At 61.8% G+C, this 26,630-nt stretch carries 22 protein-coding genes and 1 pseudogene; 11 read left to right on the forward strand and 12 right to left on the reverse strand.

Annotated features, from left to right (window positions below; genetic code table 11):
* From ELX51_RS18100 to ELX51_RS18125, 6 genes are read right to left on the reverse strand one after another with little or no spacing between them, the layout of a single operon-like run.
* Nucleotides 1-729 (reverse strand): amino acid ABC transporter ATP-binding protein, encoded by a 729-nt coding sequence (locus ELX51_RS18100; protein WP_127754805.1) that lies wholly within the window; start codon nt 727-729, stop codon nt 1-3.
* A 15-nt stretch (nt 730-744) separates the two neighbouring features.
* Nucleotides 745-3,660 (reverse strand): FAD-dependent oxidoreductase, encoded by a 2,916-nt coding sequence (locus ELX51_RS18105; protein WP_248305181.1) that lies wholly within the window; start codon nt 3,658-3,660, stop codon nt 745-747.
* Nucleotides 3,661-3,665: 5 nt separating this feature from the next.
* Nucleotides 3,666-4,820 (reverse strand): ArgE/DapE family deacylase, encoded by a 1,155-nt coding sequence (locus ELX51_RS18110; RefSeq protein WP_127754807.1) that lies wholly within the window; start codon nt 4,818-4,820, stop codon nt 3,666-3,668.
* The gene (gene dapA / locus ELX51_RS18115) at nt 4,817-5,722 is read right to left on the reverse strand and encodes a 4-hydroxy-tetrahydrodipicolinate synthase (RefSeq protein WP_127754808.1); all 906 of its coding nucleotides are present in this window, start codon (nt 5,720-5,722) and stop codon (nt 4,817-4,819) included. Before dapA ends, ELX51_RS18110 begins: the two co-directional genes overlap by 4 nt.
* 49 nt (nt 5,723-5,771) lie before the next feature.
* Nucleotides 5,772-6,500: an amino acid ABC transporter permease gene (locus tag ELX51_RS18120; RefSeq protein WP_127754809.1), complete on the reverse strand. Its 729-nt coding sequence runs from the start codon at nt 6,498-6,500 to the stop codon at nt 5,772-5,774.
* A gap of 23 nt (nt 6,501-6,523) precedes the next feature.
* Complete coding sequence (locus tag ELX51_RS18125) at nt 6,524-7,303, reverse strand: ABC transporter substrate-binding protein (RefSeq protein ID WP_248305369.1); 780 nt, start codon at nt 7,301-7,303, stop codon at nt 6,524-6,526.
* A gap of 453 nt (nt 7,304-7,756) precedes the next feature.
* Here ELX51_RS18125 and ELX51_RS18130 point away from each other — a divergent pair, with 453 nt between their 5' ends.
* The 6 genes from ELX51_RS18130 to ELX51_RS18155 all read left to right on the forward strand — a co-directional run bounded on the left by ELX51_RS18130 (nt 7,757) and on the right by ELX51_RS18155 (nt 14,662).
* Nucleotides 7,757-8,995, forward strand: coding sequence for an amidohydrolase family protein (locus tag ELX51_RS18130; RefSeq protein WP_127754811.1), 1,239 nt, complete (start codon nt 7,757-7,759; stop codon nt 8,993-8,995).
* A gap of 108 nt (nt 8,996-9,103) precedes the next feature.
* Nucleotides 9,104-10,165 carry an ABC transporter permease gene (locus ELX51_RS18135; RefSeq protein WP_127754812.1) on the forward strand — a complete coding sequence of 354 codons (1,062 nt, stop codon included), beginning with the start codon at nt 9,104-9,106 and terminating at the stop codon, nt 10,163-10,165.
* Nucleotides 10,166-10,170: 5 nt separating this feature from the next.
* On the forward strand, nt 10,171-11,040 hold the full coding sequence (locus ELX51_RS18140; protein ID WP_127754813.1) for an ABC transporter permease: 870 nt from the start codon (nt 10,171-10,173) through the stop codon (nt 11,038-11,040).
* Nucleotides 11,037-12,023: an ABC transporter ATP-binding protein gene (locus tag ELX51_RS18145; RefSeq protein WP_127754814.1), complete on the forward strand. Its 987-nt coding sequence runs from the start codon at nt 11,037-11,039 to the stop codon at nt 12,021-12,023. Before ELX51_RS18140 ends, ELX51_RS18145 begins: the two co-directional genes overlap by 4 nt.
* Entirely contained in the window at nt 12,020-12,979 is a 960-nt protein-coding gene (locus ELX51_RS18150) for an ABC transporter ATP-binding protein (protein ID WP_127754815.1), read from the forward strand. Before ELX51_RS18145 ends, ELX51_RS18150 begins: the two co-directional genes overlap by 4 nt.
* Before the next feature lie 117 nt (nt 12,980-13,096).
* The gene (locus ELX51_RS18155) at nt 13,097-14,662 is read left to right on the forward strand and encodes an ABC transporter substrate-binding protein (RefSeq protein WP_127754816.1); all 1,566 of its coding nucleotides are present in this window, start codon (nt 13,097-13,099) and stop codon (nt 14,660-14,662) included.
* 942 nt (nt 14,663-15,604) lie between these two features.
* On the opposite strand, the gene ELX51_RS18160 is transcribed toward ELX51_RS18155, so the two are convergent.
* Both ELX51_RS18160 and ELX51_RS18165 read right to left on the reverse strand, forming a co-directional pair.
* Nucleotides 15,605-16,567: a hypothetical protein gene (locus tag ELX51_RS18160; RefSeq protein WP_127754817.1), complete on the reverse strand. Its 963-nt coding sequence runs from the start codon at nt 16,565-16,567 to the stop codon at nt 15,605-15,607.
* Between the two features lie 181 nt (nt 16,568-16,748).
* Entirely contained in the window at nt 16,749-17,783 is a 1,035-nt protein-coding gene (locus ELX51_RS18165; RefSeq protein ID WP_127754818.1) for a hypothetical protein, read from the reverse strand.
* A gap of 1,407 nt (nt 17,784-19,190) precedes the next feature.
* Here ELX51_RS18165 and ELX51_RS18170 point away from each other — a divergent pair.
* Complete coding sequence (locus tag ELX51_RS18170) at nt 19,191-19,595, forward strand: LysR substrate-binding domain-containing protein (protein ID WP_248305182.1); 405 nt, start codon at nt 19,191-19,193, stop codon at nt 19,593-19,595.
* Nucleotides 19,596-20,012: 417 nt separating this feature from the next.
* On the opposite strand, the gene ELX51_RS20200 is transcribed toward ELX51_RS18170, so the two are convergent.
* The 3 genes and pseudogenes from ELX51_RS20200 to ELX51_RS18185 form a co-directional block, all read right to left on the reverse strand.
* Nucleotides 20,013-20,729, reverse strand: coding sequence for a hypothetical protein (locus tag ELX51_RS20200; RefSeq protein ID WP_206524663.1), 717 nt, complete (start codon nt 20,727-20,729; stop codon nt 20,013-20,015).
* Between the two features lie 212 nt (nt 20,730-20,941).
* Nucleotides 20,942-21,870 (reverse strand): annotated as a pseudogene (locus ELX51_RS18180) (IS3 family transposase); the annotation flags it as partial.
* 177 nt (nt 21,871-22,047) lie between these two features.
* A complete protein-coding gene (locus ELX51_RS18185; RefSeq protein WP_127754820.1) occupies nt 22,048-22,689 on the reverse strand; it encodes a dihydrofolate reductase family protein in 642 nt (213 codons plus the stop codon).
* A gap of 117 nt (nt 22,690-22,806) precedes the next feature.
* On the opposite strand from ELX51_RS18185, the gene ELX51_RS18190 reads away from it, so the two are divergent.
* The 4 genes from ELX51_RS18190 to ELX51_RS18205 all read left to right on the forward strand — a co-directional run bounded on the left by ELX51_RS18190 (nt 22,807) and on the right by ELX51_RS18205 (nt 26,061).
* Entirely contained in the window at nt 22,807-23,130 is a 324-nt protein-coding gene (locus tag ELX51_RS18190; protein WP_127755372.1) for a metalloregulator ArsR/SmtB family transcription factor, read from the forward strand.
* Nucleotides 23,131-23,147: 17 nt separating this feature from the next.
* Complete coding sequence (locus ELX51_RS18195; protein ID WP_206524762.1) at nt 23,148-23,627, forward strand: SRPBCC family protein; 480 nt, start codon at nt 23,148-23,150, stop codon at nt 23,625-23,627.
* Between the two features lie 373 nt (nt 23,628-24,000).
* Nucleotides 24,001-24,651, forward strand: a complete 651-nt coding sequence (locus ELX51_RS18200; protein WP_206524664.1) for a hemolysin III family protein — start codon at nt 24,001-24,003, stop codon at nt 24,649-24,651.
* A gap of 837 nt (nt 24,652-25,488) precedes the next feature.
* On the forward strand, nt 25,489-26,061 hold the full coding sequence (locus ELX51_RS18205; RefSeq protein ID WP_127754823.1) for an SOS response-associated peptidase family protein: 573 nt from the start codon (nt 25,489-25,491) through the stop codon (nt 26,059-26,061).
* A 122-nt stretch (nt 26,062-26,183) separates the two neighbouring features.
* On the opposite strand, the gene ELX51_RS18210 is transcribed toward ELX51_RS18205, so the two are convergent.
* Nucleotides 26,184-26,606, reverse strand: coding sequence for a response regulator (locus ELX51_RS18210; protein ID WP_127753243.1), 423 nt, complete (start codon nt 26,604-26,606; stop codon nt 26,184-26,186).
* Between the last annotated feature and the right edge of the window lie 24 nt (nt 26,607-26,630).

Raw genomic sequence — 26,630 nt, forward strand, 5'->3', positions numbered from 1 at the left:
CTAATGCTGCAGGATCTTGCTGAGAAAGGCGTCGGCCCGCGGACTGCGGACATTGCCGAAAAATTCCGAGGTGGGCCGGTCATCGGCGATCTCGCCGTGATCCATGAAGATCACGCGGCCCGCGACCTTGCGCGCAAAGCCCATTTCATGGGTGACGCACATCATCGTCATGCCTTCGCGCGCCAGCTCGGTCATCACGTCAAGCACTTCGGACACCATTTCGGGGTCGAGCGCGGAAGTCGGCTCGTCGAACAGCATGGCGATCGGGTCCATGGCCAGCGCCCGGGCAATCGCCACGCGCTGCTGCTGGCCACCAGAAAGCTGCAGCGGATATTTGTTGGCATGGGCGCTCAAGCCGACGCGGGCCAGCAGTTCCCTGGCCTTGTCGGCAGCCTCGTTCTGCTTGCGCCCCAGCACCTTGGCCTGGGCGATGGTCAGGTTGTCGAGGATCGTCAGGTGCGGAAACAGCTCAAAGCTCTGGAACACCATGCCGACGCGCGCGCGCAGCTTGGGCAGGTCGGTGGTCTTGGCACCCACGGAGGTGCCATCCACAGTGATGGTGCCCTGCTGGAAGGTTTCCAGCGCATTGACGCATTTGATCAGCGTGGACTTGCCCGAGCCGGAGGGGCCGCAAACGACCACGACCTCGCCCTTTTGGACCGTTGTGGTGCAGTCCGTAAGGACCTGGAAGTCGCCATACCATTTGCTGACTTTGTCCAGAACAATCATGCCTTGAACTCCTGACTATCTGGGGAAACGGGAAATCGCGAACGGGCTGACGTCCCGGTCGGTAGTACCGGTGGTGACGAGGTCGGCGGTGATGCGCCCTACCAATGGGGCCAGCGTATAGCCGTTGGAGGTCACCGCATTGAAAAAGCCGGGTAGCGCCGGGTGCTCGCCGAGAATGGGCGCGCCATCGATATCGATATTCATCGCTGCCCAAGTGCGGATCACATTGAGCTTGCGCAGTGCTGGAACAACGCGTTGCGCCACCCAAAGATTGCCCTCGATGCTTTCGCGCGTCGGGCGGGGATGCTTGTGGATGGTGTCGAGTCCCGCAGTCCAGCCGCCTCCGATGAGGAAACTGCCATTGCTGGTTTGCTTGAGCGTCAGGTGCCGGTCGGCATGCGCCACAAGCCGCGAGATCAGCGGCTTGACCGGCTCGGTGACGCACATCTGCAAGGGCGCACCGAATACCGGCACCTGCAGCCCTGCAATGCGGCCGATTTCGCCAGCGAAGGCCCCCGCCGCATTGACGACCTGTCCGGCCTGAATCGTGCCGCGCACCGTGCGTACGGCAAAGCCGACACCGGCCTTGTCGATCCCCGTCACCGCCGCATTGGAATAAACCCGCACGCCCAGCTTCAACGCTGCATCCAGCACGGCCTGGGTCGCGACCAGCGGATTGATCTTGCCTTCCTGCGGGCAGAAGGCCGCCCCGATAAAGAGTTCATCGAGTGCCGGCTCAAGGCTGCGCAGGGTTGCGGCATCGATGATGTCGCAGTCGATCCCAAAGGAGCGCTCGACCCGGGCTTTTTCCGCCAGGAAGCCGAGATCGCGTTCGTTCTCGGCGACCATCAACCCGCCAGTGATCTTGATGTCGAGATCGAGGTCGGTTTCGCTCTGGATCGCCTTCCACAGCTCGATGCTATCGCGCTGGAGCGGAAGGGTCTGGGCGGCCAGCGAGCTGCCGCCCGTTTTGGCTCCGTGGTCAAAGGACAGCAGCTGCGCATGCAGGCTCCCCGCATTGCCGCCTGAAGCGCGCGCATTGGGGTAGCCGCGATCCACCACCGCCACTTCGCGGCCGGCCCGTGCCAAAAACATTGCGGTCGAAAGCCCCACAATGCCCGCGCCGATCACCACCACTTGCGCCTGCCGGCGATCGAGCCGGTCCTGGCGTTCCGTGGCATCGAGCGGGGGCAGCATGGCGCGGCGATGGCCGCCCCATTCCGGCTTTTCCACCGCCAGGGCAGCCAGCGGGACTGGGCGCAAGGGGATCTGGGGGGCATTGAACTGCGCTTCCGAGCGCGGCCGGTCGATCAGGGTCGCAATACGCGAGCCGCAGTAGCGGCCCTGGCAGCGGCCCATCCCGGCCCGGGTCAGGCGCTTGATGCTGGCCAGGTCGACGGCCCCCCGGCTCATGATTGCGTTTTTAATCTCGCCCAGTTCCACCGCCTCGCAGCGGCATACAATGGTGTTGTCTTCGGCCCGGCTAAGGCCCGGATCGTCGGCGGCAAAGACCTGCCAAAGTGCGTTCTGAAACTTGCGATGCCGCGCCAGGTGGCGCCGCGCCACCGCGTCGTCAGCAACGTTGCGCCCCATCCGCCTTGCCGCTTCGAGGCCAGCCAGCCGGCCCTGTGCCATGGCGATATGCGCGCCGCCAAAGCCTCCGGCCTCACCCACGACGAAAACATCCGCAAGGGAGGTCGCACCCGCATCGTCGCGCACGGCTTCGAGCCGGGCAAAACTGTTGGCAGGCGCGGCATGTTTCGCACCCAGCAAGCGCAGCAATTCATTGGCCGGGGCAAAACCTTCCCCCACGCAGACCGCATCGACATCGAAGCGCTGCTGCTTGCCCGCCTTGTCTTCCAGCACCGCCACCCGGGCGCGTCCGTTGCCGTCCACCCGAACGATCCGCGTTTCCCAATAGACGGGCGTATCGAGGCGGTTCAGTGCCGCCAGCTGCCGCATGCCTGCAAGGGTGAGCTTGGGTTGCGCCGCCGCCATGGCCATCGCAGCAGCGGGGCGTTGCCATGGTGCGGGTGCCGCTTCGGCCACCGCAACCACGCGGACGCCGCTGCGCGCCAGTTCAAACGCCACCTGCAGGTTGAGCGGTCCATTGCCCGCCACGAGCACCCGCTGCCCCGCCGCCACGCCATAGCTGCGCAGCAGGGTTTGCGCAGCGCCGGTGGTCATCACACCCGGCAGCGTCCAGCCGGGGAACACGCCGGGCTGCTCGCTGGCGCCGGTCGCAATAATCATCATACCGGGCGTGAAATAGCCCGCCTTGCCGTCGCGCAGATAGCCCAGGCGCAGCTTGTCGCCGTCGCGAAAGGCGCCCCAGATCAGAACGCCGCTGCGGATCTCGATGCCGGCGCCCTGCACCTTGCCGATCAGCTCGGCCCCCGACCGCATCTGCGCATCGGCGCCCGTCATGGTATGTGCGCCCAGATGGGCGGCCTGCTTGTAGAACTGCCCGCCGGGAGCCGGCCGTTCATCGACGACCAGCACCGAGGCGCCAGTCTCGCGCGCCGCTGCTGCCGCCACGAGCCCGCCGGGACCTGCGCCGATCACGAGGATCTCGACCGCTTCCACCGGCAGGTCGCCCTGGGGCAACTCGGCAAGATCGGCTTCGCCATCGCCCAGTGCCGGCCGCGGCTCCTGGGGCTGCACCATCATGCCAGGTTCGACCTTGGTCATGCAGGAGCGGACATTGTTGCGCCCGTCAACGGTCACCAGGCAATCATGGCACACGCCCATGCCGCAAAACAGGCCGCGCGGCTGCTCGGCGCCCGTGCTCGACTTGAGGTTGCGGGTCTGGGCCATGATGCCATGGGCCAGCAGCGTAGCCGCCACCGTGTCGCCTGCCACCGCTTTGAGGGGGCGGCCATCAAAGCTGATGGTAACGCCCGGCCCGCCGGTCCGGTTCTGATGCGGCACGCCACTCACCTGCCGGCATATCCCAGGAGGCGTTCAATGAAATCGAGGTGGATGGCGGCGCTTTCATCCAATTCGCTCGCCAGCACGAACTCGTCGGCCGCATGCCCTTCCGAGCCGCCTCCGGGCCCAAAATTGATGATCTCGATCCCATCATCGGCAAACCAGCGGCCATCGCTGGCGCCCACCGCATCGAGAAACCGCGGTTCGGCTCCCGTCACTGCGGTTACCGCCGCCGACAGGGCCTGCACCACTGCCCCATCGCGGGGCGAGCTGAAGCCGTTGGTGCCGCGCATCAGCTCGGCCTGCCAGCTGCCTTCCGGCTCGCCGCTTCTTTCCAGCGCCGCTACGATCTCGGCAAAGGCGCCGTTCACGGTTTCGGACGGTACGAGGCGGCGGTCGATCTCGAGCCGGCACCGGCTGGGCACGACATTGGTGTTGTGCCCGCCATGGAACTTGCCCACATTGTAGGTCGAGCGCAGCGCCCCTTCCGAACGCGCCGCAATCCTGGGGAACAGCTCGCGCTCCAGCACCGCCGCCAGCCGCAGCATGCGCTCGATGGCGTTGTCGCCCGTTTCAGGCGCCCCGGCATGGGCTGCCTTGCCGAAGGTTTCGATGCCCACCCACATCACCCCGCGTTCCGAAGTGATGAGGGCATTGGAGGTCGGCGCGCCCAGGAACAGGTAATCGGGCTTCACCGCGCCGCTTTCGCGCAGGAACCGCATGCCGTGCGGCCCAAGACTTTCCTCGTCGGTCACGAAGGTGAAGCTGATCGAGCCCTTAGCGGGCCCGCCGCGCCGGGCGATCTCCTCGGCCAGCCAAAGCTGCACCGCCATGGAGCCCTTGCAGTTGGATGAGCCCAGGCCATAAAGCCGGTCGCCCTTGGCAGTCAGAGCAAACGGATCGGTCTGCCAGCTCGAAGCCTCGCCAACCCCCACCGTATCGGCATGGGCGTTGAAGACGAGATGGGGCGCGGCCGTGCCAATAGTAGCGACGAGATTGTCGAGCCCGGGCACTTCGGCGTGCACCGCCACCCGATAGCCCAGCGCCTCGAAACGCGGCACCAGCAAGGCGCAGAGCGCCGTGGTTTCCCCCGGCGGATAGGCGGTAGGCACCGCCACAAGCTCTCCGAGAATTTCGGTCAACCGCTCCCTGGTGCTCATGGCTCGACGCTCCCGGCGGCGTAGCTCAAACCCAGTTCGCGCACGAGTTGGCCCATCTTGCGATCGAGCTCGTCGGGAATGGGCAGGCGTGGCGGACGCGGATGGCCGGCGTCAAAGCCCATATGCTTGAGCAGGGACTTGGTGGCCCCAACATAGCGCTGCCCGCCCACCGCATCGATCAGCGGCACCCAGGCATGGTAAAGGTCGCGCGCAGCGTCGATGTCCTTTTCGTCCGCCACCAGCTCATAAAGCCGCGCCATTTCTTTGGGGGCTACATTGGAGGCCACGGCCACCCAGCCGCGGGCACCCTCCACAAAGGACTCAAAGCCCAAAATGCCGCCGAAGACGGTCATCTTGTCACCGCACAGGCGGATGATGTCGCGCACGCGGGTCACTTCAAGGGTCGATTCCTTGATGTAGTCGCAGCCATCGATGTGGGCCAGCCGCGCCACGAGTTCGGGCTTGAGATCGACATTGGCAGTGGCGGGGTTGTTGTAGACCATGATCGGAATGTTGATCCCGGCCGCGATGGTCTCGTAGTGCCGCACCAGTTCGTCGTCGGTGGGCGTCGAATAGAATGGCGGGATAATCATCACGCCGTCAGCGCCCAGCTTTTCGGCGGACTGGCTCAGATGCAGCGCCCGGCGGGTATCTTCGGCCCCCGTGCCCACCAGAACTGGCACGCGCCCATCGGCGGTATCGATCACGGTGCGGGCGACATCGGCAAATTCCTCGTCACTGAGCGACAGGAACTCGCCCGTTGAGCCCAGCGGGATCAGCCCATGTATGCCCTGCTCGATCTGCCAGTTGGTGAACTCGGCAAGGGCGGCAAGGTCGACCCTGCCTGCTCCGTCAAAAGGCGTGATCATCACGGTGAAGGTACCGCTGAAGGTGTTATGCATAGTTCTCGAACCAGTCCGCAGAATAAAGTGTGGTATTGAAGGATTGGGCTCAGCGCTGCTCGGCCGGCGCGCCGATCTTGGGCAATTTGGAACTCTTGCTGGTGCTGACCTGCTGGTAGGCCTTGGCGTAGCGCTTCTCGATGCTGCGCTGCACGAAGTCCCACAGCGTGGTCAGGACCAGGTAGTAGATGGCGGCCACGGCAAAGAGCTCGAGCACCATGAACTTTTCCTGGATCAGCACCTGGGTGCGGCGCAGCAGCTCTTCCATGGAGATCACGGAGGTGACCGAGGTGGTCTTAAGCAGTCCATTCACCGAGTTGCCGAGGGGGGGAATGATGATGCGCAGTGCCTGGGGCATGATGATGTAGCGCATGATCTGCGGCTCGCGCATGCCCACCGCTCGGGCGGCATTGACCTGGCCGGCCGGCACGGCGCCAACGCCAGCGCGCACGATCTCGGCCAGGTAGGCCGCCTCGTTCAGGATCAGCCCGATCAGCGCCGATTCCAGCACGCTGAGGCGGATACCGAATTGCGGCAAGCCGGTATAGATGACGATGAGCTGCACCAGCAGCGGGGTGCCGCGAAAGAGCCAGATGTAAGCTGAAGCTGGCGCCGACAAGAGCGGGTTCTTCGAGATCTTCATCATGGCGAGGATGAAGCCGAGGATCAGACCACCCACGATTGCGGCCAGTGTCAGCCACAAGGTGGTTATGGCCCCTCCGATAATAAAGGGATTGGTCAGGTACTCGAAAAAGCCGGTCCAGCTCCAGACTTGCATGTCAGCTCCTTGCGGTTGCTTGCTTATTCGCCGGCGACGATGACGAAGTCCTCCGTCACCGAAGCGACGCCATATTGCTCGAACAGGGCGTCATAGGAGCCGTCCGCCTTCATCTCCGCCAGCACCGAAACCACGGCCTTGGCCAGTTCGGGGTTCTGCATGGCGAGCGCGACTGGGGTGGGGAACAGGCCCGAGATGGCTCGGCGGAAGTCGCCGCGGGCGTCATATTCCTCGGCCACGCCATCGATCGACACCACCGCCTCTACCTGCCCGGCACGCAGCGCCTGATAGGCCAGTGCAAAATTGTCGAAGGTGCGGATTTCCATGGGCTCGAGCCCGCGCGCCTCGAGGTCGGCACTCAGCTCCTTGGTCTTGTTTTCTTCAAAGCCGCCGATCTCGACGCCTACGACCTTGCCCGCCAGGTCATCGGCTTCGGTGACGTCCTCGACGCCGACCGGCACCGAAACGCTGATGGCCTGCAGCTCATAGGCGATCATGTTCATCATCGCCGCCCGCTCCGGCGTCACGAAGATGCCGGTGTTGATCATGTCCCAACGCCCGGCCTGCAGGCCCGGGATCATGGCGGAGAACTCGATGCGCACATATTCGGGCGTCAGGCACAGCCGCTTGGCGATTTCCTCGCCCAGTTCGACGCGCATTCCCTTGAGCTCGCCGCTCGAATTGATGAACTGCAGCGGCGGCAGGGTGGGGTTGGTGGACATCACCAGGGTGCCGGACTTGACTAGCGCCGAATCCGGAACGGTCTGCGTGCAGTCCGCAGCCGTGGCCACTCCCATCGACATGATCAACGCGACTGCACTTGTAAAGCCTAGTTTGATGCTGTTCGGCATGTTCGATACCCCTCAGGTGAAGCCCAGCTGGAGGGCCAGCAATGCGATGACCCTGGCCGTGAAAAAGGCACAAGTCAAATGCATTTGCAATATGATTTGTATACACTAGGGCCGACAGAGCGGTTGCGCCGCTTTCTTCGAGCAGCCGCTTTTGGTCGGTTTGAGGCAGGAGCTTGCGGGGCTGAGCGCACGCGCAAAAAGCTCCCTCAATCGTTGACTGGACGCACGATCGTGTTAGCGTAGAATGTAATGTGTATACATATGGAATCCAGGCGGATGCTGTGCCGCCATTCGGGCCTTTGTTTCTGCGTTCGCCTTATCGTTGCCGTCCTTGAGCCGCCGCTGCCATGGCGCAGCCGACAGGGGTTCTTGTGATAGCAGGGCCCAACACCAAGGGAGAAGACAATGACTGAGCCTCAGGACTATGCGCTGACCCGCGGCAAGATCGTCGACGTGATCGGCGGCAAGATCATCGATGACAAAGCCATACTGATCAGGGGCGGCAAGATCAGTGGCATCATGGCCGAAGCCGAGTTGCCGGCCGGAACGCGGACCATCTCGGTCGGCGGACGCTATCTTTCGCCCGGCCTCATCGATTGCCACGCCCATGTGTTCATCGGCCAGTTCAACGATGGCGGCCATATTCTGCCATCCGAGATGTCGGCCCGCGCCGGTGAGCACCTCGAGGGCATCCTCAAGCGCGGCTTCACAACCATCCGCGATGCCGGCGGTGCCGACCAGGGCCACAAGGCTGCGGTCGAAAAGGGAATCTGGACTGGGCCGCGTATGTTCGTGGCCGGCAAGATCCTGTCCCAAACCGGCGGTCATGGCGACCATCGCGGCCGGGCCGACACCTGCTCTTGTTCGTCTCAGCTTGGCGGTACGGCCATCATTGCCGATGGCGTTGACCAGGTGCGATGGGCCGTGCGCGAGAATGTCCGCCAAGGGGTCGACCAGATCAAGATCATGGCCGGCGGTGGTGTCAGCTCCCCGGGGGATAAGCTGATCCACCCGCAATATTCTCTGCAGGAGATCGAAACTATCACCGAGGAAGCCGACCGCGTCGGGCGCTATGTCATGGCCCATGTCTATGCCGATATTGGCATTCGTCGCGCGGTGGAAGCGGGCGTGCGCACCATTGAGCACGGCAATTTCCTCACCGCTGCCACGGCACGCGTGATGAAGGAACGTGACGCCCATCTCGTGCCGACCTTGATCACCTATGAGGCAGACGGCAAGTACGGCATGAGTTTCGGCTGGGCGCCGGAAAATGCCGAGAAGAACGCCGAAGTGCTCGCCAGTGGCCTGAAATCGCTCGAAGTCGCACTCGCTGAGGGCGTTAATGTCGGCTACGGCACCGATCTGTGCTGGTCGCCAAAGACCTACCAGGGGGATGGCCTCCTGATCCACCAGAAGGTGTGCGGGCCGGCGGAAGCTCTCCGTCACGCCACCGTCAACAACGCCAGAATCGTTCGCATGGAAGGTCAGATTGGCGAACTCAGCGCCGGTGCCTTGGCCGATATCCTTGTGGTCGACGCCAACCCTTATGATGGGCTGGAATGTTTTGCCCAACACGAAAACAAGGTTGTGGGCGTCATTCAGTCCGGGCGCATTATTCGCGACGATCTGCAGCTTTTGCACTGACCCTCGAGGGATGGGCCGTCCTTGCTAACAGTGCGGCCCACCCACCTTGCAGTGTACAAGGGTTGCATACATAATCGATCCATCGGATCAGGAGAGGGGTGTTGCCCTATGGAGCAACAGAACGCGATAAGACGCGCCTGGTACGCATTGCCCAGCCTCATTCGCTTTGTTGTGAGGCGATTGGCCGTTGGCGTGCTGCTCTGCGTTGGCGTCACTCTGGTCTCCTTCACCCTCACCCAAGTCGTACCCGGTGATCCGGTCGCCGCCAGCCTTGGCGAACATGCTGCCGCCGATCCGGATACCGTGGCTGCCTTCCGCCAGCGCTTCGGCCTCGATAAGCCTCTGCCAGAGCAATACCTCATCTATGTGCGCAATCTCGTGCAGGGCAATTTCGGAGAATCCCTCCAAACCCGCCGCCCTGTCGCGGAAGATCTTGCCAAATATATGAGCGCAACCATCGAGCTCTCGGTGGTGGCGATGACCATCGCCATGGTGGTCGGGATCTCGCTGGGGATCCTCGCCGCCGTCCATCGCGACCATTGGCCCGACCAACTCATCCGCATCATTTCCCTCGCAGGCGTTTCCGTGCCCACCTTCTGGCTCTCCCTAGTCTGTTTGTACGTGTTCTTTTTCCAGCTCGGCTGGTCGCCTGGAGTTGGACGCCTGCCTCCAGGGGCGAGTTCGTCTGTCAGCATCACCGGGCTCAACACCATCGACGCCCTGTTCACCGCCAATTGGAAGCTCTTGGGTCAGGCATTGAGCCATCTGGCACTACCTGCCCTGGTGCTGGCGGTTTACACCCTCGGTGCTATCACCCGCTTCACCCGCGCTGCGGTGATAGATGCCCTGCAGCAGGACTTTGTCCGCTCGGCTCGAGCTAAAGGCCTTCCCGAGCGCATTGTGGTGATGCGCCACGTTCTGCGCCCGGCACTAGCTGCCATCATCACTGTGTCCGGCATGGCGTTCGGACGCATGCTGGGCGGCGCCGTTCTGGTGGAGTCGGTCTTTTCCTGGCCTGGCTTAGGCGAATACGCCTATCGCAGTGCCGTTGCGCTTGATCTGCGGGCCATCATGGGCGTTAGCCTGGTCATCGCCGCCATCTACATCCTCGTCAATCTCCTGGTCGATGTCCTTTATGCGGTGGTGGACCCCCGCATTCGCTTGGGTTGATCCTCATGACCATTGCTCCCACTAGCCAAGACATCCATCGCGACGGCACGAAGCATCGCTCTGTCTGGTTTCAGCCCCTCGGCCTGCTCGGGGCGGGGCTGCTGCTGATGATGATCCTCGCGGCCGTCCTCGCACCGTGGCTGGTGCCAAACGATCCCAACGCCCAGTCCTTTGGCCGCTTTCTGCCGCCCAACCCCGAAAACTGGTTCGGCACCGATCAGCTCGGGCGCGACATCTTCGCACGTGTTGTCCACGCAGCACGCGTCTCCATGCCCTATGCGCTGCAGCTGGTGGTGATGTCGGCGGTGATCGGCACCATCGCTGGTGCGATTGCTGGCTATTTCGGTGGCTGGGTAGATGGCGTGATCATGCGAGCGGCCGATCTCGTCATGTCCTTTCCCGACATCATCCTTGCCATGGCGGTGGTTGCCGCGCTCGGTCCCAACCTCTTCAACGCCGTTCTGGCCGTTGTTATTGTCAGCTGGCCCATCTATGCGCGCGTCGTGCGCTCGATGATCCTCACACTGCGTGATGAACCTTATGTTCAATCGAGCCGGCTGCTCGGAGCATCCTCCGGCCGCACGCTCTGGAAGGATATCAGGCCAAATGTCGCCGGCCCGGTGGCCGTGCTTGCCGCGCTCGAATACGGCCATGCCGTACTCATCCTTTCGGGCCTTTCTTTCCTTGGTCTGGGCGCCCAGCCGCCCACTGCCGAATGGGGCAGCATGGTTTCGGAAGGCGCCAAGTATTTCGACAAGTGGTGGATGAGCGTCTTCCCCGGATTGGCCATCCTGACCGTGGTTCTCGCCGCCAACTTCCTCGGCGACACCCTGCGCGATGCTTTTGATCCCAAGTCCGCCAAGGCTTTCCGATGACCGGCACCCCGCTCGTCAGAATTGAGAAACTGACCATCAGTCTGCCGGCCAGCAGTGGCAGCCGCCTCTTTCCCGTGCGCGATGTCAGTCTTGCCATAGACGCCGGTGAGATCGTTGGGCTCGCCGGTGAAAGTGGCAGCGGCAAGACCATCACTGCATTGAGCCTTTTGGGGCTGCTGCCGCCCGGCGGGCGCATGAGCGGCCGCATCCTGTTTGACGGCCAGGACATTGTTGAGATGGCACCCAGGCAGCTGGCAAGCTTGCGGGGCCGTGACATCGCCATGGTGTTCCAGGACCCCATGACCGCGCTTCACCCCATGCTCTCCATCGAAAAGCAGATGACCGAGCACCTGCGTCATCATCGAGGTTTGGACGCTGCAGCGGCCCGCACTCGAGCCATCGAGCTTCTGGACATGGTCCGGATCCCGGACGCGAAACGGTCTCTCAAGCGTTTCCCGCACCAGTTCTCGGGCGGCATGCGTCAACGCATCGCCATCGCCATTGCCTTGTGCTGCGCGCCCCGGTTGCTTATCGCCGACGAGCCGACCACCGCCCTCGACGTAACGGTGCAGGCAGGCATCCTTCGCCTGTTGCAGGACTTGCGCGCCGATCTTGACCTATCGGTGCTACTCATCACCCACGACATGGGCGTCATGTCGGCCCTCACGGACCGGGTAGCCGTCATGTATGCGGGCCGGATCGTTGAGCAAGGCAGGCGCGCGAGCGTGCTGGCTCACCCTCGCCACCCCTATACCCATGGCCTGCTAGCCGCTCTGCCCCATGCTGACGCTGCTGGCATAAGCCTTACCCCGCTGCAGGGCACGCCGCCGGCAATCGGCGCCCTGCCCCCAGGCTGCCCGTTCCATCCGCGCTGCGCCTGGGCCGAGCCGCGCTGTCAGGCAGTCGAGCCTGACCTGGCCGGTGTTGAGGCCGACCGCACCATTGCTTGCTGCGTCGATCCGCTCGCCCGGGAGTTTGCATGAGCCTGCTCGAAATTCGTGATCTCGAAGTAACTTATGCCGGGCACGCCGGCACGCGCGTCAGGGCCGTTGCCGGCGTCGATCTGGATGTGGAGGCCGGCCAGGTCGTCGCGCTGGTCGGCGAGTCGGGTTGCGGCAAGTCCTCGCTTGGCAAGGCGGCAGTGGGCCTGGTGGCGCCCTCGGCGGGGTCGGTGCGCTTCGACGGACAGCCGCTCGAGCCGTTGCGCCGCGGTGCCCGGCCCAAAGCGCAGCGTAAGCTGCAGATGGTATTTCAGGATCCGTTCTCCTCCCTTAACCCAAGGCGCCGCATCGGCGATCTCATCGCCGATGGTGGCCGGGCAGCGAGCGAGGGCGGGGAGATCCCCATGAGCGCGGGCGAGTGCCTTGAACGGGTTGGGCTTTCGGCCGGTTTTGCCGACCGCTTCCCGCATCAATTCTCGGGCGGCCAGCGCCAGCGTATCGCCATCGCCCGCGCACTGGCGGCACGGCCGCGCTGCATCGTTGCCGACGAACCAATTTCCGCCCTTGATGCTTCGGCCCAGGCTGCCATCGCCAATCTCCTCGTGACCCTGGTGCGAGAACTCGACATGGGCTTGCTATTCATCTCCCACGACTTGGCCATCGTGCGAACCATCGCCGACGTCACCACGGTGATGTATCTGGGCAAGATCATCGAGACCGGGCCCAGCGCAGCAGTCTGGCAGGATCCGTTCCACCCCTATGCTCGTAGCCTCATAGCTGCCATTCCCCGCCCGGACGGCAGCGGCACGGTGCCGCGCGGCCTGCCGGGTGATGTCCCCGACCCTGCCCGGCCGCCGGCCGGTTGCCGGTTCCATCCGCGCTGTGCCCTGGCGCTGCCCCTTTGCCGCGAGGCCGAACCGGTCCGCGAGCACTTCGGAATGGCGCGTTCGGCCGCCTGCTTCGTCGCGTCAGCGGCCTTGAGGAGCCCGACAGCATAGCCCCCACCGATGTATTGCTAGAGGTATGCATCTGTGTTGTACTCTAATTGTATGCGATGGTGATGCCGCAGGTCGGGATGTCCCCGCCCCGGCACCGTCTTCAAGGGGGTAAGGATCGTGAAAAACATTCTCGGCGCCACGCTGATTGCGGCCTTGGGCAGCATGTCGGCAACCAGCTGGGCACAGGCCCAGGAAACGCTCATCGTTGACACAGTCTTCCAGCTCAAGACGGCCGATCCAGCGCGCTCCTTCGAGCCCACGGCCGCCCTGTGGCTGCACGCCGTTTACGAGAACCTCGTTACCTTCACCGACGGCGATACCACCACCGTCAAGCCAGGCCTTGCCGATGCCCCCGTTGTCTCGGATGACGCCAAGACCTTCACCTTCACCTTGCGGGAAGGCGCCACCTTCAGCGATGGCTCGCCGGTGACTATTGAGGACGTGGTTTTTTCTCTCAACCGGGCCATCAACGTGAAGGGAAACGCTGCCTATATCCTAGCCGGCCTCACCATCAAAGCCGGGTCTGAACCCAACACTGTTGTGGTGACCACGGAAAATCCCGATCCCGCGCTGCCTGCGCGCCTGACCTATCCTGCCTTCGCCATCGTCAACGCGGATGTTGCTCAGGAAAACGGCGCGGCGGCGAATGCTGAGGCCGCCCAAACGGACACAGCCGACGTCTACTTGGCCACGGCATCGCTGGGCTCAGGCCCCTACATCCTGAGCAAGTTCGACATGGCCTCCGAGGTCGTCCTGACCCGCAACGACAACTATTGGGGCGACCCCGCGGCCTTTGACCAGATCGTCATCCGCAACACCGCCAATGCGGCCCAGCAGATGAACATCATGCGCAATGTCAGCCAGATCGCCATCGACCTGCGCCCTGACCAGGTTAGCTCGCTTGGTGATGGCGCAAATGTCATTTCCCAGCCAGGCTCTGACATGGGCTGGCTGTTCCTCAACGCCAATCCCGAGATTTCGGCCACCTCGTCCAATCCCAAGATCTGGGAAGCGGTACGTTATGGTCTCGATTACGAGGGCATCCGCTCGATCGCTGGCGAAAGCGCCGGACGCCCCGGTGGGATCATTCCCTCGATCATCCTCGGCTCCCTGCCGACTCAGGATGCTCCAGTGCGTGACGTCGAGCGTGCCAAGGCTGCTGTTGCGGCCAGCGGCATCGAAAATCCGACCCTCGACATGGCCTATGCGTCTGACATTGCCAAACACGGCATTTCCTTCGGGGATATTGGTGCCAAGGTGCAGGCCGATCTCGCCGAAATCGGCATCACGGTCAATCTAGTCCCGCAGCCGGTCACGACCAACCTTGATGCATATCGCGCCGGACAATTGCAGTTCAGCGTCCAGTGGTGGGGCTCCTCCTTCCCCGATCCGGTCGGCTATCTGCCCTTCACACCTGGCCTGCTTGTCGGCACGCGTGCAGGCTGGCCGGCAGGGTCTGATCCGACGGTCGAAGAAATCTCGGCCCGCGCCGCCGTTGTTGTGGATGCGGCAGAGCGCGCCGCCGTATATGAGGAGTTCCAAAAGGCGCTCAACGCCTCCAGCCCCTTCATTCCCTTGTTCCAGCCGCCAACGACGCTCGTCAGCGCCACTGCGGTTGACAATGTCACCTACAATCCGACCTGGACCGTAGACCTGACCGAGGTAGTGCCAGCCGCGGAATGAGCCTCTATGGAGTGGCGGTCGCTTCTATCCGCCACTCTTACTTACCGGCAGTCCGGCTATGCACTCATGGTGTCTCGACCGGCATCGCACTCGGGTCACCGTCTTGACGCGGGTCTGCATGGTCGGAACAATTGCAATGGCCATGGAACGCCGTCGGGACGTGAGTCACTCGGCGGCGCAATCGCCACCGCCGCTCCGCGCCTTTGCAGTCACGCCCGAACCACCTGTTTGCGGATAACGGGAACGCCCGCGGATTCCAACAAGCGGCAAACGGAACCGAAACTAAATCTACCGAAAGACAGGTAGTGCCTTAGCGGGTCGGTCTCATCCTCCGGCGGTCTGGGATAATGACGAAGCGTCAGATACCGCGCCGCCCGCCAGGTGAGTCTTTCCTCTGGGCCCACTGTCAAAACGGTGACGAGCGGGTCCGTTGCAATCAACCGCAATCCGTCTGCCATCAGGGCAGCCAAGTTTGCGGTCAGTAAAATGGGCTGAAGCGGCTCAGATGTGTCGGACACTCCGATCCAAGCTTCTGGTCCCCCCGAAACGCGATCGAGTGCACCTATCACGTCGACAATGTGCGCCTCCGAGGTCAGGCGACGTCGATAACCAGACAGCACGAAATCGCTGGACGCTGGGCCTATCCGATCGATGGTACCATCTCGACCCGACCGACTTTTGATAAACCTTTGGAGTACAAGGTCTATTACGCAACCATAACGGGCGATCACGCATACTCTGTCCGCACAGATCAGAGCGAGTTCGGGATTTAATGCAATTGGTCCCGTCCCTGGCTCACACACGATTTGGACCGGATAACCTTCGACGCCGAGCAGGAGAGCACGCGCCAGGCCGATGGCGGCACCAGTCTCCCCCGGCACCCCCTGGTACTCGATTATTTTGGTAATAGAGGCGCCTTTCATCATAATAGAATTTCTTTCTTCAAGCTGAGGGAAATGCGCCAAAAGGTCCCACCGCGCGGCTGACACGTTTCTTCGAAATCCGGGGCGCCTTCGTGGGCGGGCTGAGCTTTGTCCGCACCGGCAGCGACCGCTCACGATAGAAAAAGGATGCTTCCCCGCATGGGCCGATTACAGGTGGTGGTTTGCGCTCACACACCGTTCGCGGGTCATAGAAATAAACCCCGTAACTGGTTGCCTCAGTCGCATGACCCATGCGTGTCCGGATCTCTCCCGCCGCGCTACCCTCGATGACCCAGATGGAGGCGCCTAAGCGGCGGAGCATGCGTACCGAACACTTCGGCACCGTCTTGCGCCGGCTGCGACAATCAGGATCAGAGATCACCCGGGTAACGCCGGCTTGCATGCAGAGCGCCTGGAAACGCTTGTTAAGTTCATCTTTAGGAAAGCTCGATTCTGAGCCTCCAACGATGAACGAACCGTCCGGCGTCTCGCGAGAGACAAAGTAGTTGTAGAGCGTTGCTCCAAAATCTATGGCGCGACGAGCATTCGGGGTCTTGCCACTGGCGGTGACTTTGCCATCGCTGTTAATGACAGCCTCTACAACAAACTGCCCGCACTTGTTATGGTGGTCCAGACATATTGCGGAAGCACCGGCTCCACGGATTTCCTGCGATCGAAGCGCCAGACCTATCGCCAAGACAATCAGATCGAGATCGTCATCCGTTGCAGCGGAAAGGATTGCCTCCAGATCAGCGATGGAAAGCGCCTGCTCTCGCGTCTTTAATTGACGCTCGCGTTTGGCAGAATTCTTGCGTTGCAGCCTTGGAAATTTGAAGTCCGGCACGTTTTGCAGCCACAACTTAATCCTCGCAAATCGCAGTAGTCCCTTCCAGAGGGATGTGACCCTCCTGGCAATTCTGGGCGACACTTCTGCGAGCTCGCAGCGATACCGAAGCAAGAACGCATAGTCGATATCGCCCAAGCGCAGATGCCCGTATGGCGCAACAATGTAGGTCCGTATTGCGTTGGCTCGCCCACGAGCACTCCTGGAGCCCTGGTTGTTGGTGAGGAAGGACTCTATGTAAGCGGTCGCTGCGACATCGACGGAATTGTTGCCCCCAGGCGATACGAAGACTGGCACTGCTCCACCGTGCCCCGGATTCTTATACATCGTGCGAGAACTTCCCGATGCGCCGACGAATGGCCGTGGCCTCTCCCGGAAGAGCCGGCTTCCCAGGAGAAGGCGGCATATAGGGACCAAAAAGCCGCTTAACCGTCCTGATATCGCTGTACCCGACAGCCTTGGCCACCTCATGCAGGCGATGGTTGCTTGCCGCAACCCGGCGCCCCGCTGCGAGGCGGAAGTCACGATAGGCGAAGCGTCCGACATATGTTGTCGGAGTGACCTTCGACTCCGCCCTCCCCCGAGTCTTCACAAGGTGCTTAAATTGCAGACTGCAAAGGGCACCTATGATGCCGTGATCTGTCCTCCAGAGGGCGAATATGCGTTCGTCTCCAAGTCGATCGCGCTTGATGCGGTCCAGGCGCCCACGTAATAGACCGAGTAGTTCCCGTTCCCTCAAGTGCGCCCACCGCCCGAAGCAATCTTCCTCAGTTTCTTCGGTCGAGGGCTGCAAATAGATGCGCCCACGAACGGGATCGAAATCGCGCCACCGCACGTCAAGGATCTGCGCTTCGGACGCACCCTGCCCGGCGCTCAGGTCAAAAACAATGGTTTGATTGATGTCGGCGGCGTCCCTGAGCGATTCAAACACCTCGGGATCGTTGACAGCAGAGGCCGGTTTACTGGCGCGCGGCCGAACCACCTGAGCTCCCATCGGGTAAACATCGGTAAAGTGCTGGGCAACGGCATAGGCGGCCAGCTCGGCCAGGGCCAGCATCCGGTGGTATACCGTCGCAGGCGACAGGGGGCGTTTACACCCGGCGGGTTTGACCCGACCGTGTTTGATTGCCTCCGCGGCTCTCTGGATATCGGGCTCCCTGATGGTGCTCATCATGCGCTCGCCAAACAGACGGACGAATACTTCGCAGGCGGCAATGAGCCGCGTGACCCCGTCCGGGTAGGACGCCAGGGTATGGTTGAGGAATTCCTGCACCACCCGCCGCACCCTTACTGCCTTACGGGCCGCATAAGTCCCTTCTGCAATGACCAGACTTTCGATTTCGTGTCGCGACATTACCTTCCGCCGAGTCCATGGTCCCGGCGAAGCGGGGTCTCCATCCAGACGCTGGGCGAATCTGAAAAGACGGGCCTCATCCCAACTGTCCGGCTCACCCCGTACAGGGTAGAGGGGTGCCGCGTTGTCTTCCGCCGTCTTCGGTCTTCCCGGTCTTTTGGGTGAATTGAGTTGCTTTCTCGCTTTCATGCTTGCGCCTCCGTTTGCTCGGTTGCGCATGAACCAAGCTAAGGCTGGGAGAACTGTCACCCCATTTATTTTCTAGGCGCGAACTGCGAACACCACAGAGCGTCGAGTGACAAATAAGGATTCGCGGAGCGGCTGAAGGATTCAGGTAACGCGTTGTAATCTATGGACTTTCCTGCACGTCGGCGGAATGAACCTCTGCAGCTTGACCAAAACCGCCAGACCGGCAAAATAGCTTGCGAAATCCGAAACTTAACGCAAGTCAAGCACGGAAATTAACCTCACCACCGGACAATCAGGTGCAGCAATGCATCATCGATCCCGAGGGCGATTTCACCAGCGCCCGCAGGAGGTTGGGCCCCTCAGGTGGCCTTGGAAAGACAAATTGCCAAAAGTCACTGCTTCCGTTCGACCGTTCGCAAGGACTACCGGAATTTTCCTTATCCAACCGAACGGACGGCATCTTGCACGAGGGACAATTCCTTTGGCTCCAAGATCGTCTATCCGGTGCTTGAAAAATTCGCGCCTCGCCGACAGGCAGCAAAGCCGTCGGTTTCCGGCTGTTTTGCCTTGTTCAGGAATTCGCATCGTTCCTGTTTCGCGCCGCCAAGGATTTCAGCTCCGGTGCTTGTCAAGTGTGGACCCACGAAAAGCGCCCTAGCCGCAGCCGCAGTGCGTCGTTTTGACGCACATAGACGCGTATGCTCATGGTTCTGCAGCCCGGCATCATCGGCTTGTGGGAAGAGAGATCTGCCCCGGAACCATCCCACCGCTTGATCGATCGCCATCGGATAATGCATCCCGCATGACGCGGAACAGCTCCAAACTACCGGGCAGCGGAACCAGCAGCGTAAGACCACCAGGACCCAAAAAGACCGACGGCGGCCAGTCAGATCGCGCTGGCTCCGAACGAGTTCGGATGCCTGTGCCAGCTTGCGGTGGAGCGGCCCACGACACGACCCCGGATTTGCTGTCACAAGCCGAAGCCTAGGCATCTACGGGACTGACCGGCATCTCCGCCTCCTGTTTGGAGGTACAGTACCGCTGGTTCCAGAAGCGGGGATAAGGCAGTAGCTGGTTTCTGAAGCATCCTTACGCGCGCTACTGGCGCATCATCAGCTAGCAGATCAACCTTCCGTCCTAAAGCCTCAAGCCCGGCTCAACCGACCTTCCAGCAGGCTTGGTAGATCGACAAGCAGGTCATTCTCGCTGTCGAAATCTTTGGGCCTATACGCCTCGCCCGACTACATCGCTCAGCATGGGGAACCGGCGAACCTCGACGATCTAGCACAGCATAGTATTGTCGGTCCCGATCGCAGCCGCAGCGACCTCGCCTTGGCCGAGGCACGCGGGGCGATGTTTTCGCGTCACCGCTACGTCCTTCGCTCCGACAGCCACCCCGCTCAACTGGCTGCAGTCCGTGCCGGCATCGGCATTGGAGTCACCCAGGTGCCTTTGGGCGACAGCGATCCCCGGCTCTTCCGCGTGCTGCCGGATTTCACGATGGCCTCGCTGGAAACCTGGATTGTCACGCACGAGAACCTCTCGCGCGTGCCCCGCGTGCGCGCCCTGTTCGATGCATTAGTGCACGAGTTTACAGCCATGGCTCACCAGAGCGCGGTTTGAGGAGAGAGCGCTCAATTGTGGTAGCAGCAAGCTGAGGCGCGGTGCCCGAACTTTCAACGAGATGGCAGCCCAGCTATCCGCCGATTATTATGTCCGCTTACCGGCTAGGGGCCAAAGTGCTTCAATGACCGAATTGGGGTCGGGAATGGAATAGCAGCATTCGTCGGTGTGCCTGCGATAGCGGACATTCCGCGCACGCGGTGCCATGTGGTCATAATGGCGTCGGAGGCTATCAGTCCGGGTCGGAGAGAAGTAAGTGAAGCAGACGCTGTCGACAAAAGCGCACAGGTTTGCCCAGTCGCGCTCGTTGAGGCAGGCGATATATTCGTTGTAGATGAGGGGCAGTCTGGCTTGGTCGAATGGGCTATCCTCAGCACGGCAATTTGCAGTCGAAATGCTCAACCTCAAAAGCCGCCGTTAAGTACGGCCTGGCGGGGTCGCATCGTCGGGCCGGCCGCCCATACCCATCCCCATGCCTCCGCCACCTCCGCCGCCTCCGCCAACACCACCGGCACCGCCTCCGCCATCTTCGCGGCCACCGCTGCCCTGCTGACCACCACCCCTGCCTCGTCCGCCAGTGCTGGCCGGTCGGGTAGGGCCCTGCATGGGGATCTGCAGGTCAGCCGGAATTGCAGACAGGTCGAGCGCCTGGCGAATGAAATTGCGTAGCGACACCACGAGCTCATCGGTATGGATCTGATTGCCGGCCACGAGGTCACGCGCCGCCTTCTCGGCCAGCCGAACATGCTCGTCAGTGCCCAGCAGGATTATGTCGGACAGCGCCGCTTCCACCGCGTCACGCATCTGGCGAACGCGTTCGAACATCTCGTCGCTCATGGTGCGCGGCACGACCGCCTCCCCGCCCTGCTCGGCCGCTAGCTTTTCAGCCGCTCGGATGTCGCGCAGGTGGCGCGGCTCGACCGAGAGCCTTCCGGTAAACGAGCCGCCCAGCACCTTGTACGCAGCCATCAAGGTCTTGAGGCGCTCGTTGATCTGTCGGTTTTGGCGCTGCTGGCGCTGCTGGATCGTGGTCATCATCACCAGCCGAATCCCGATGCCTACCAGCGCGAACAGCGCGATGCCGACCAGGGTGGTTAAGACACTCTCCCAAGAACTGAAATCGAAACTGCGCAAACTATTCTCCTGCAGCTGGCGCCAGAGTGCCATGCTAGGTGGATTGGTGCAAAGCGAGATCGGGATCGTCTTCTCGCGAGGTTATTACCCTTGCGGTTGCTAGCCAATGTCCCCTGGAACCAAAAACCGGGCATCCTGGGGAAGGGGATGCCATTTCACTTCAATCCGCCCCGCTTTGGTGGAAAGTGCTCCGTACTTTGTTGCGTTCGTCGGCCATTCTCCCAGGGACTACCCGGCATGATGTAGGCGGTCTTGGCGCCAACGGCAGCGATCCAGTCCCGGACAGCCTTGGCGATGAACTCGGGGCCATTGTCTGAACGAATATGCCCAGGCGCTCCGCGCAGGATGAACAGGTCGGTGAGCACATCAACGACGTCGACCGCCTTGAGCCTGCGACTGATCCTGATGGCCAGGCATTCCCTGGTAAACTCGTCGATGAGGTTGAGCATGCGGAACTTCCGGCCATTGTGGGTTCTGTCCTCGACAAAGTCATAGGACCAGACGTGATTGGAGTGCTCGGGCCGCAGCCGGATGCAGGCTCCCTCATTGAGCCAGAGCCGCCCGCGTTTGGGTTGCTTTGGTGGAACCTTGAGCCCCTCTCGCCGCCAGATCCGCTCCACCCGCTTGTGGTTCACCACCCATCCAGCGCGATGCAGCATCGCCGTGATCCGACGATAGCCATACCGGCCATACTGGGTGGCAAGCTCGATGATGTCGGCCGTTAGAGCCGCTTCATCGTCGCGGGTTTGGGGAGCCGTGCGCTGGGTGGATCGATGCTGGCCCAGAACCCGGCAGGCTCGCCGCTGCGAGATGCCAAACCGGGCAACAACATGATCCACACAAGCACGGCGGCGAGCGGGGCTTAGAAGTTTCCCCGGGCGGCCTCCGCCAGCACCATCTTGTCCAGGGTCAGGTCCGATACGGCCCGGCGCAACCGCGCATTCTCGGCCTCGAGCTCTTTAAGCCGCTTCACCTGGTCGCCCTTGAGGCCACCATACTCCTTGCGCCAGCGATAATACGAAACTTCCGTAACCGCTATCGCCCGGACAGCTTCCGCCACCGTCTTCCCCTGCGAAGTCAGCACGTCAACCTGACGAAGCTTGGCGACAATCTCTTCAGCCGTAGGCCGTATCCTGGGCATCTGCGTATCCTTTCAAAATGGGAGCTTCCCATACTTCAAAAAGGACCACTTCTGTGGGGGCAGACCAACATGGAAGCGGACGTTCCAGCTCCGCTCCAAGCCAAGGCATTTTGCCTGCTGCCGGCAGTTTTAAATGATCATACCGGTCGATGTGGAGGCTCTCGCCGGCCCGTAACCTTAACGGGCGAAGGTCAGGTGAATGGTGCCGCTTTCGGCGGTCTCGGATGTGACCGATGGCAGGCGGGCTTCGAGACAGCGCTGGTTGTCCCACAGGCGAACGCCGCTGCCGAGGACAATGGGCGCGATAGCGACATGGAGGTAATCGACCAGATCGGCCTCAAGGTAGGCGCGCACGGTGGTGGGACCACCGCCGATGCGGACATCCTTGCCGGCGGCGGCGGCGGTAGCGCGTGCGAGTGCGTCCTCAATGCTGGTGTCGATAAAGTGGAAGGTGGTGTCTGACACCGTGAGCGTGGGACGCGAAGTATGAGTGAGGACGAAGACAGGGCAGTGGAACGGCGGCTCATCGCCCCACCAGCCATTCCAGTTCGGATCGTCGGGGAAGTTATGGAGGCCAAATTTGCCGGCACCCATGATTTCAGCACCCGTGTTCTCAAAATAGGCGCGGGCGTAGGCGTCATCTACACCAGTGGTGCCGGCACCTGAGTTGTCGTGAAAGACACGCTCACGGAAGGTGCGCGTGGCGACGTAGGAAGCGGTCAAGCGCCCCCAATCTTCACCGAAGGGCTTTTCGGGAGTAGTATCTGTAGTGGTGGCGAAGCCATCGAGCGAAATCATTAAGTCGACACGTACAGCCATAGCGAACTCCAGGTGTGCAATGTCAGTAAGGCAGGTACCTTCTTATTAAGACTCTGACAGTAAGGCAAGTGCCTCTTTAAGATTGACCAGATGGAAGGTCCACGCTAGGCCTTGGACATGCCTTATCACTCGACCCCACTGGACCTGGCCTTCCATGCTCTGAGCGACCCAACACGGCGCGCTGTGGTGTCGCGATTGCGCGAGGGAGAAATGCCGGTCAGTGCGCTGGCCGCGCCGTTCGACATGGCGTTGCCCTCGTTTTCGCAGCACCTCAAAGTGCTGGAAGAGTGCGGCCTGATCATCAGTGAGAAGCGTGGACGCAGCCGCTGGTGCCGGCTTGTGCCGGAGCGGTTCGACGAGGCGGCAGACTGGATGGAAATAGAGCGCCATCGTGCGGCCGAGCGGCTAGATCGGCTTGAACGCTATCTCGACCGGACGTGAAGGGAACCCCGATGACGATGCTGTTCGAGAACCTGCTCGATACCTGGTCTATGGACCGCGAGATCGTCTTGGTGAAAGTGCTGAAGCACCCGCGCCCCAAGGTGTTTGCGGCGTGGATGGACCCGACGGCGCTTAGTCAATGGTACGGCCCGGACGGGCTAAGCATCGAGAGCCATGAGGCCGATATGCGCGAGGGCGGGTTCTGGCGCTTCGACATGGTGGGGGTATTCGAGGGCAAGCAGCAGCGCTTTCCCAACCTGATGCGGTTCATCCAGATCGTCCCTAATGAACGGATTGTCATCGACTATGGCGCGGAGAACAGCGACCCAAACGGCTTCCACATGGTGGTCACGTTCGACGAGCAGGCCGACGGTAAGACCGTGCTGACGATGCGTCAGCTGCATCCTAGTCGCGAGCGGCGGCAGGCGGTGGTGGCCTTCGGTGCAGTCGAATATGGGCTGCAGACGTTGGGTGCGCTGGAGCGATGGCTGGGCTAAGGAAGACCCCCGGCCTATTTGCGCCCTGCACCGGAAACGTTCATCGCGGGGCAGCGCGATAAAGGCCGATGGGGGGGGGTGGTTTTCAGACCGGCAGCTTTTGAGCTTCAAGGTTGTGCAAGCGGACATTTGGTGCGTCAGTGCATGCAATGTGACGATGGGAAACGCACGACGTGACGTTTGCCCCTGTAGCCGTTGTCGTTCATCCCCCTTAATCAGCGCGGCATGGCTAGAGAAGGTACGGGCACCAGCACGTGTGTTTTTCCGCGTCGGTTAGTTGATGAAAAAGTGCGATCGTTTTGCTACACACTCTGTAGCACCCGCGTGCCCCGCTTCCTATATACGGCAAATGGAAAGCCCGAACCGAGGCCTTGTGGAAGCCCGCCCGCATTATCCCAGCGTTCAGGCGCGCGCCGCGGATCTGTTTGTACATTTGCTGGGTCTCGGCCTGGCCCTCCTTGGCGGCGCCATCCTGCTTTGGATGGGCATCCAGGATCCAGCCCCTGGCAGGCTTGCGGTCATCGCGATCTACTCGCTTGGCGCGGTATGCATGTTCGGGTTCTCCACCGCGTACAACTTCGCGCCGGCTGAATGGAAGCCCGTGCTGCGCCGGCTCGACCATGTCGGCATCTTCCTGATGATCGCAGCCACTTATACGCCGTTCACCGCGTATCTGCTGTCCGGGGCCTGGGCCTGGTCGCTGACGACCAGCCTGTGGGTGCTGGCCGGCTTGGGAATTGCCGGCAAGATCTTCCTGCCGCCGATCAGCCAGAGGGTCTGGGTGCCTATCTACCTGGGCCTGGCGTGGATCGGCGCCATCGCAGCAGTCCCCCTTGCCGAGATAACCTCCGCGGTGGTGCTGTGGCTCCTGGCATTTGGCGGGCTACTCTATTCAGCTGGTGTTTTTTTCTACACCAACAAGCGCCTGCAGTTCGCCAAAGCCATCTGGCACGGCCATGTCGTGGCAGCGGCCGCGACGCACTGGGCAGCCGTGCTGGTGGGGCTGTTTGTGGTCCGCTCCTGATCGCCGCTCCCCCAATCCGCCTGGCGCAGCGTTGAGGAAGGGATGCTGGGCTTTGGCAGTTTTCTAGGAGCAGCAGGTCCGTTCCGCTGCGGTGCGGATGTTGATAACGGGCGGGAAGACCGTGCACGTAATCGCCCGCACGCCCGATGCGCATGCAGCAGCGCTAAGCCGTCGCTATGGGGTGCATGGCGCAAAATGACGTCCAGATAATCCTTGAGGCTCTGGGGATCCAAAGCCCCCGCCGATAATACAGATTTTCACCTGACCCTCCCTGTTGGCCCTGCAGTCGGAAGTGACCGGCAGCAGAGTTGATCGTGTAGCGGCACGTGCAAGACCCAAATGCACCGTGTGAGTCGAGGTTACCCTTTCGGCTCACAAGTTAGTTGTTCATCGCTCTCGAGGCCGTTGGTCTGGCGCTCAAGGGCCCTCTGACCCAAAGGCGCGTTCCACTCGAGCGGTAACGTTCGATATCCTCCACCTCAAGTTAGCATGATTGACATGGGTCGCCTGGATTCCGCCCGCTGTCGCGTGAAAACAAGGGATGGCTTTCTGGAGACCGCGAAGCCTCAGCACGTCCGGAGAGGTTCCGGGTGCACCGCTGAACTACCGGTGCCCTTGAAGACGAAGGCTCCCGCGGCTGGCCCGGCGCAGCGCCATGTTCAGGCAGGAAGTCGAGGAGCGTGCTCCCATCCTGGGCAAAGCGCCCGCTACCGCCTCGCGCTGGAATATCAGCAGCCACAGCGCGCTCACACGGCCGTTCAAGCGTACGGTAGAAGACCAAAATCCAGACGCAGGTTTATCGGGGTTAACTAAGCCGGTTCACTGAGGAGATCACCAATGACGGCCACGGCTGGACTGATGATTGTTGAAGATCAGCCCTTGATTGCAATGATGATCGAGGAAATGGCGGCCGACCTCGGCTGGGTTGTGGACGGGATCCTCTATTCCGAAGCTGACGCGCTGACCTTTCTCGACGCTAACCGACCACACCTTGCGCTTCTCGATATCAATCTTGGTTTGACGACCAGCCTCCAGGTCGCGGCCGCCTGCCAAGAACGAAAGATTCCGGTGGTTTTCACCACGGGCTACAACGCTGCCGACGTATTGGCGCAATGCGGTAATGCGCCGGTGTTGGCCAAACCGTTCTCTACCGATGGCACCAGTTGCACCATCATCACGGCGCCGGCGGTCGAGCATATCGCCGATATCCATGGCCGCATGCCGGTCATCCTCGAGGAGAGCGCCTACGATGCCTCGTTGTCGGGCGATGCCAAGGGAGACGATGCCAAGGCGATCCTGCTCGACAACCATCTTGACAGCCAGCTTGAGTTCTTCCGGGTCGGCCGCGAGGTGAACAATAGCCGGCACGAGGGGGCGGATACCAAGAAGCCTCTTTTGAACGCGCTCTAGGAACCGAATTCGGGGTCGCTCATTATCAGGCCAAACGGCGCGCGATACCCCTCCAGCGCGGTTTAAGAAAGCCGCAGGCGGTGTGTCCCCACCGCGGGCGGCTTTCTCTTTCACCCTCGCGTTCAGCTTTCGCGCTTCGCGGCCTTCTTGAGCTGCTCCGGCATGATGTCGTCCGGCATAATCTCCTGGAGATGGTCGTAGACGACATCTGCCGAGAAGGGCTTCCCGATGAAGACGGCGCCGTCCGGCATGTCCCCGGGCTGCGGTTTTAGATGACCTGACGAAACCACGATGGCGATATCCGGCCAATTCTTCGCGCAGGTGCGGGCGAGGTCGAAACCGTTAAGTTCACCCGGCGGCATCTCCACATCGGTGAACAGCAACTGGATGCTGGCGTGGGACTCCTCGAGGATCGCCAGGGCCTCCCCAACTTCCCCCGCCTCGTACACCCGGAAGCCGGCGTCTTCGAGAATTCGCGCCGCATCCATACGGATGAGCACGTTGTCATCCGAAACCAAGGCAAATGGCGTGTAGTCGTCTGACATAACGTGCTCCAGCAAGGCGTTTTA

It is taken from the genome of Devosia sp. 1566 (genome assembly GCF_004005995.1).
Lineage (GTDB): Bacteria > Pseudomonadota > Alphaproteobacteria > Rhizobiales > Devosiaceae > Devosia.

What these genes read in the sequence shown, in the direction of transcription:
- ELX51_RS18135 (WP_127754812.1), top strand. Translation starts at nt 9,104, where the DNA reads ATGGAGCAACAGAACGCGATAAGACGCGCCTGGTACGCATTGCCCAGC.
- ELX51_RS18110 (WP_127754807.1), bottom strand. Translation starts at nt 4,820, where the DNA reads ATGAGCACCAGGGAGCGGTTGACCGAAATTCTCGGAGAGCTTGTGGCG.
- ELX51_RS18150 (WP_127754815.1), top strand. Translation starts at nt 12,020, where the DNA reads ATGAGCCTGCTCGAAATTCGTGATCTCGAAGTAACTTATGCCGGGCAC.
- ELX51_RS18165 (WP_127754818.1), bottom strand. Translation starts at nt 17,783, where the DNA reads ATGTCGCGACACGAAATCGAAAGTCTGGTCATTGCAGAAGGGACTTAT.
- ELX51_RS18140 (WP_127754813.1), top strand. Translation starts at nt 10,171, where the DNA reads ATGACCATTGCTCCCACTAGCCAAGACATCCATCGCGACGGCACGAAG.
- ELX51_RS18210 (WP_127753243.1), bottom strand. Translation starts at nt 26,606, where the DNA reads ATGTCAGACGACTACACGCCATTTGCCTTGGTTTCGGATGACAACGTG.
- ELX51_RS18205 (WP_127754823.1), top strand. Translation starts at nt 25,489, where the DNA reads ATGACGGCCACGGCTGGACTGATGATTGTTGAAGATCAGCCCTTGATT.
- ELX51_RS18130 (WP_127754811.1), top strand. Translation starts at nt 7,757, where the DNA reads ATGACTGAGCCTCAGGACTATGCGCTGACCCGCGGCAAGATCGTCGAC.
- ELX51_RS18195 (WP_206524762.1), top strand. Translation starts at nt 23,148, where the DNA reads ATGCTGTTCGAGAACCTGCTCGATACCTGGTCTATGGACCGCGAGATC.
- ELX51_RS18185 (WP_127754820.1), bottom strand. Translation starts at nt 22,689, where the DNA reads ATGGCTGTACGTGTCGACTTAATGATTTCGCTCGATGGCTTCGCCACC.
- ELX51_RS18190 (WP_127755372.1), top strand. Translation starts at nt 22,807, where the DNA reads ATGCCTTATCACTCGACCCCACTGGACCTGGCCTTCCATGCTCTGAGC.
- ELX51_RS18120 (WP_127754809.1), bottom strand. Translation starts at nt 6,500, where the DNA reads ATGCAAGTCTGGAGCTGGACCGGCTTTTTCGAGTACCTGACCAATCCC.
- ELX51_RS18145 (WP_127754814.1), top strand. Translation starts at nt 11,037, where the DNA reads ATGACCGGCACCCCGCTCGTCAGAATTGAGAAACTGACCATCAGTCTG.
- dapA (WP_127754808.1), bottom strand. Translation starts at nt 5,722, where the DNA reads ATGCATAACACCTTCAGCGGTACCTTCACCGTGATGATCACGCCTTTT.
- ELX51_RS18125 (WP_248305369.1), bottom strand. Translation starts at nt 7,303, where the DNA reads ATGTCGATGGGAGTGGCCACGGCTGCGGACTGCACGCAGACCGTTCCG.
- ELX51_RS18100 (WP_127754805.1), bottom strand. Translation starts at nt 729, where the DNA reads ATGATTGTTCTGGACAAAGTCAGCAAATGGTATGGCGACTTCCAGGTC.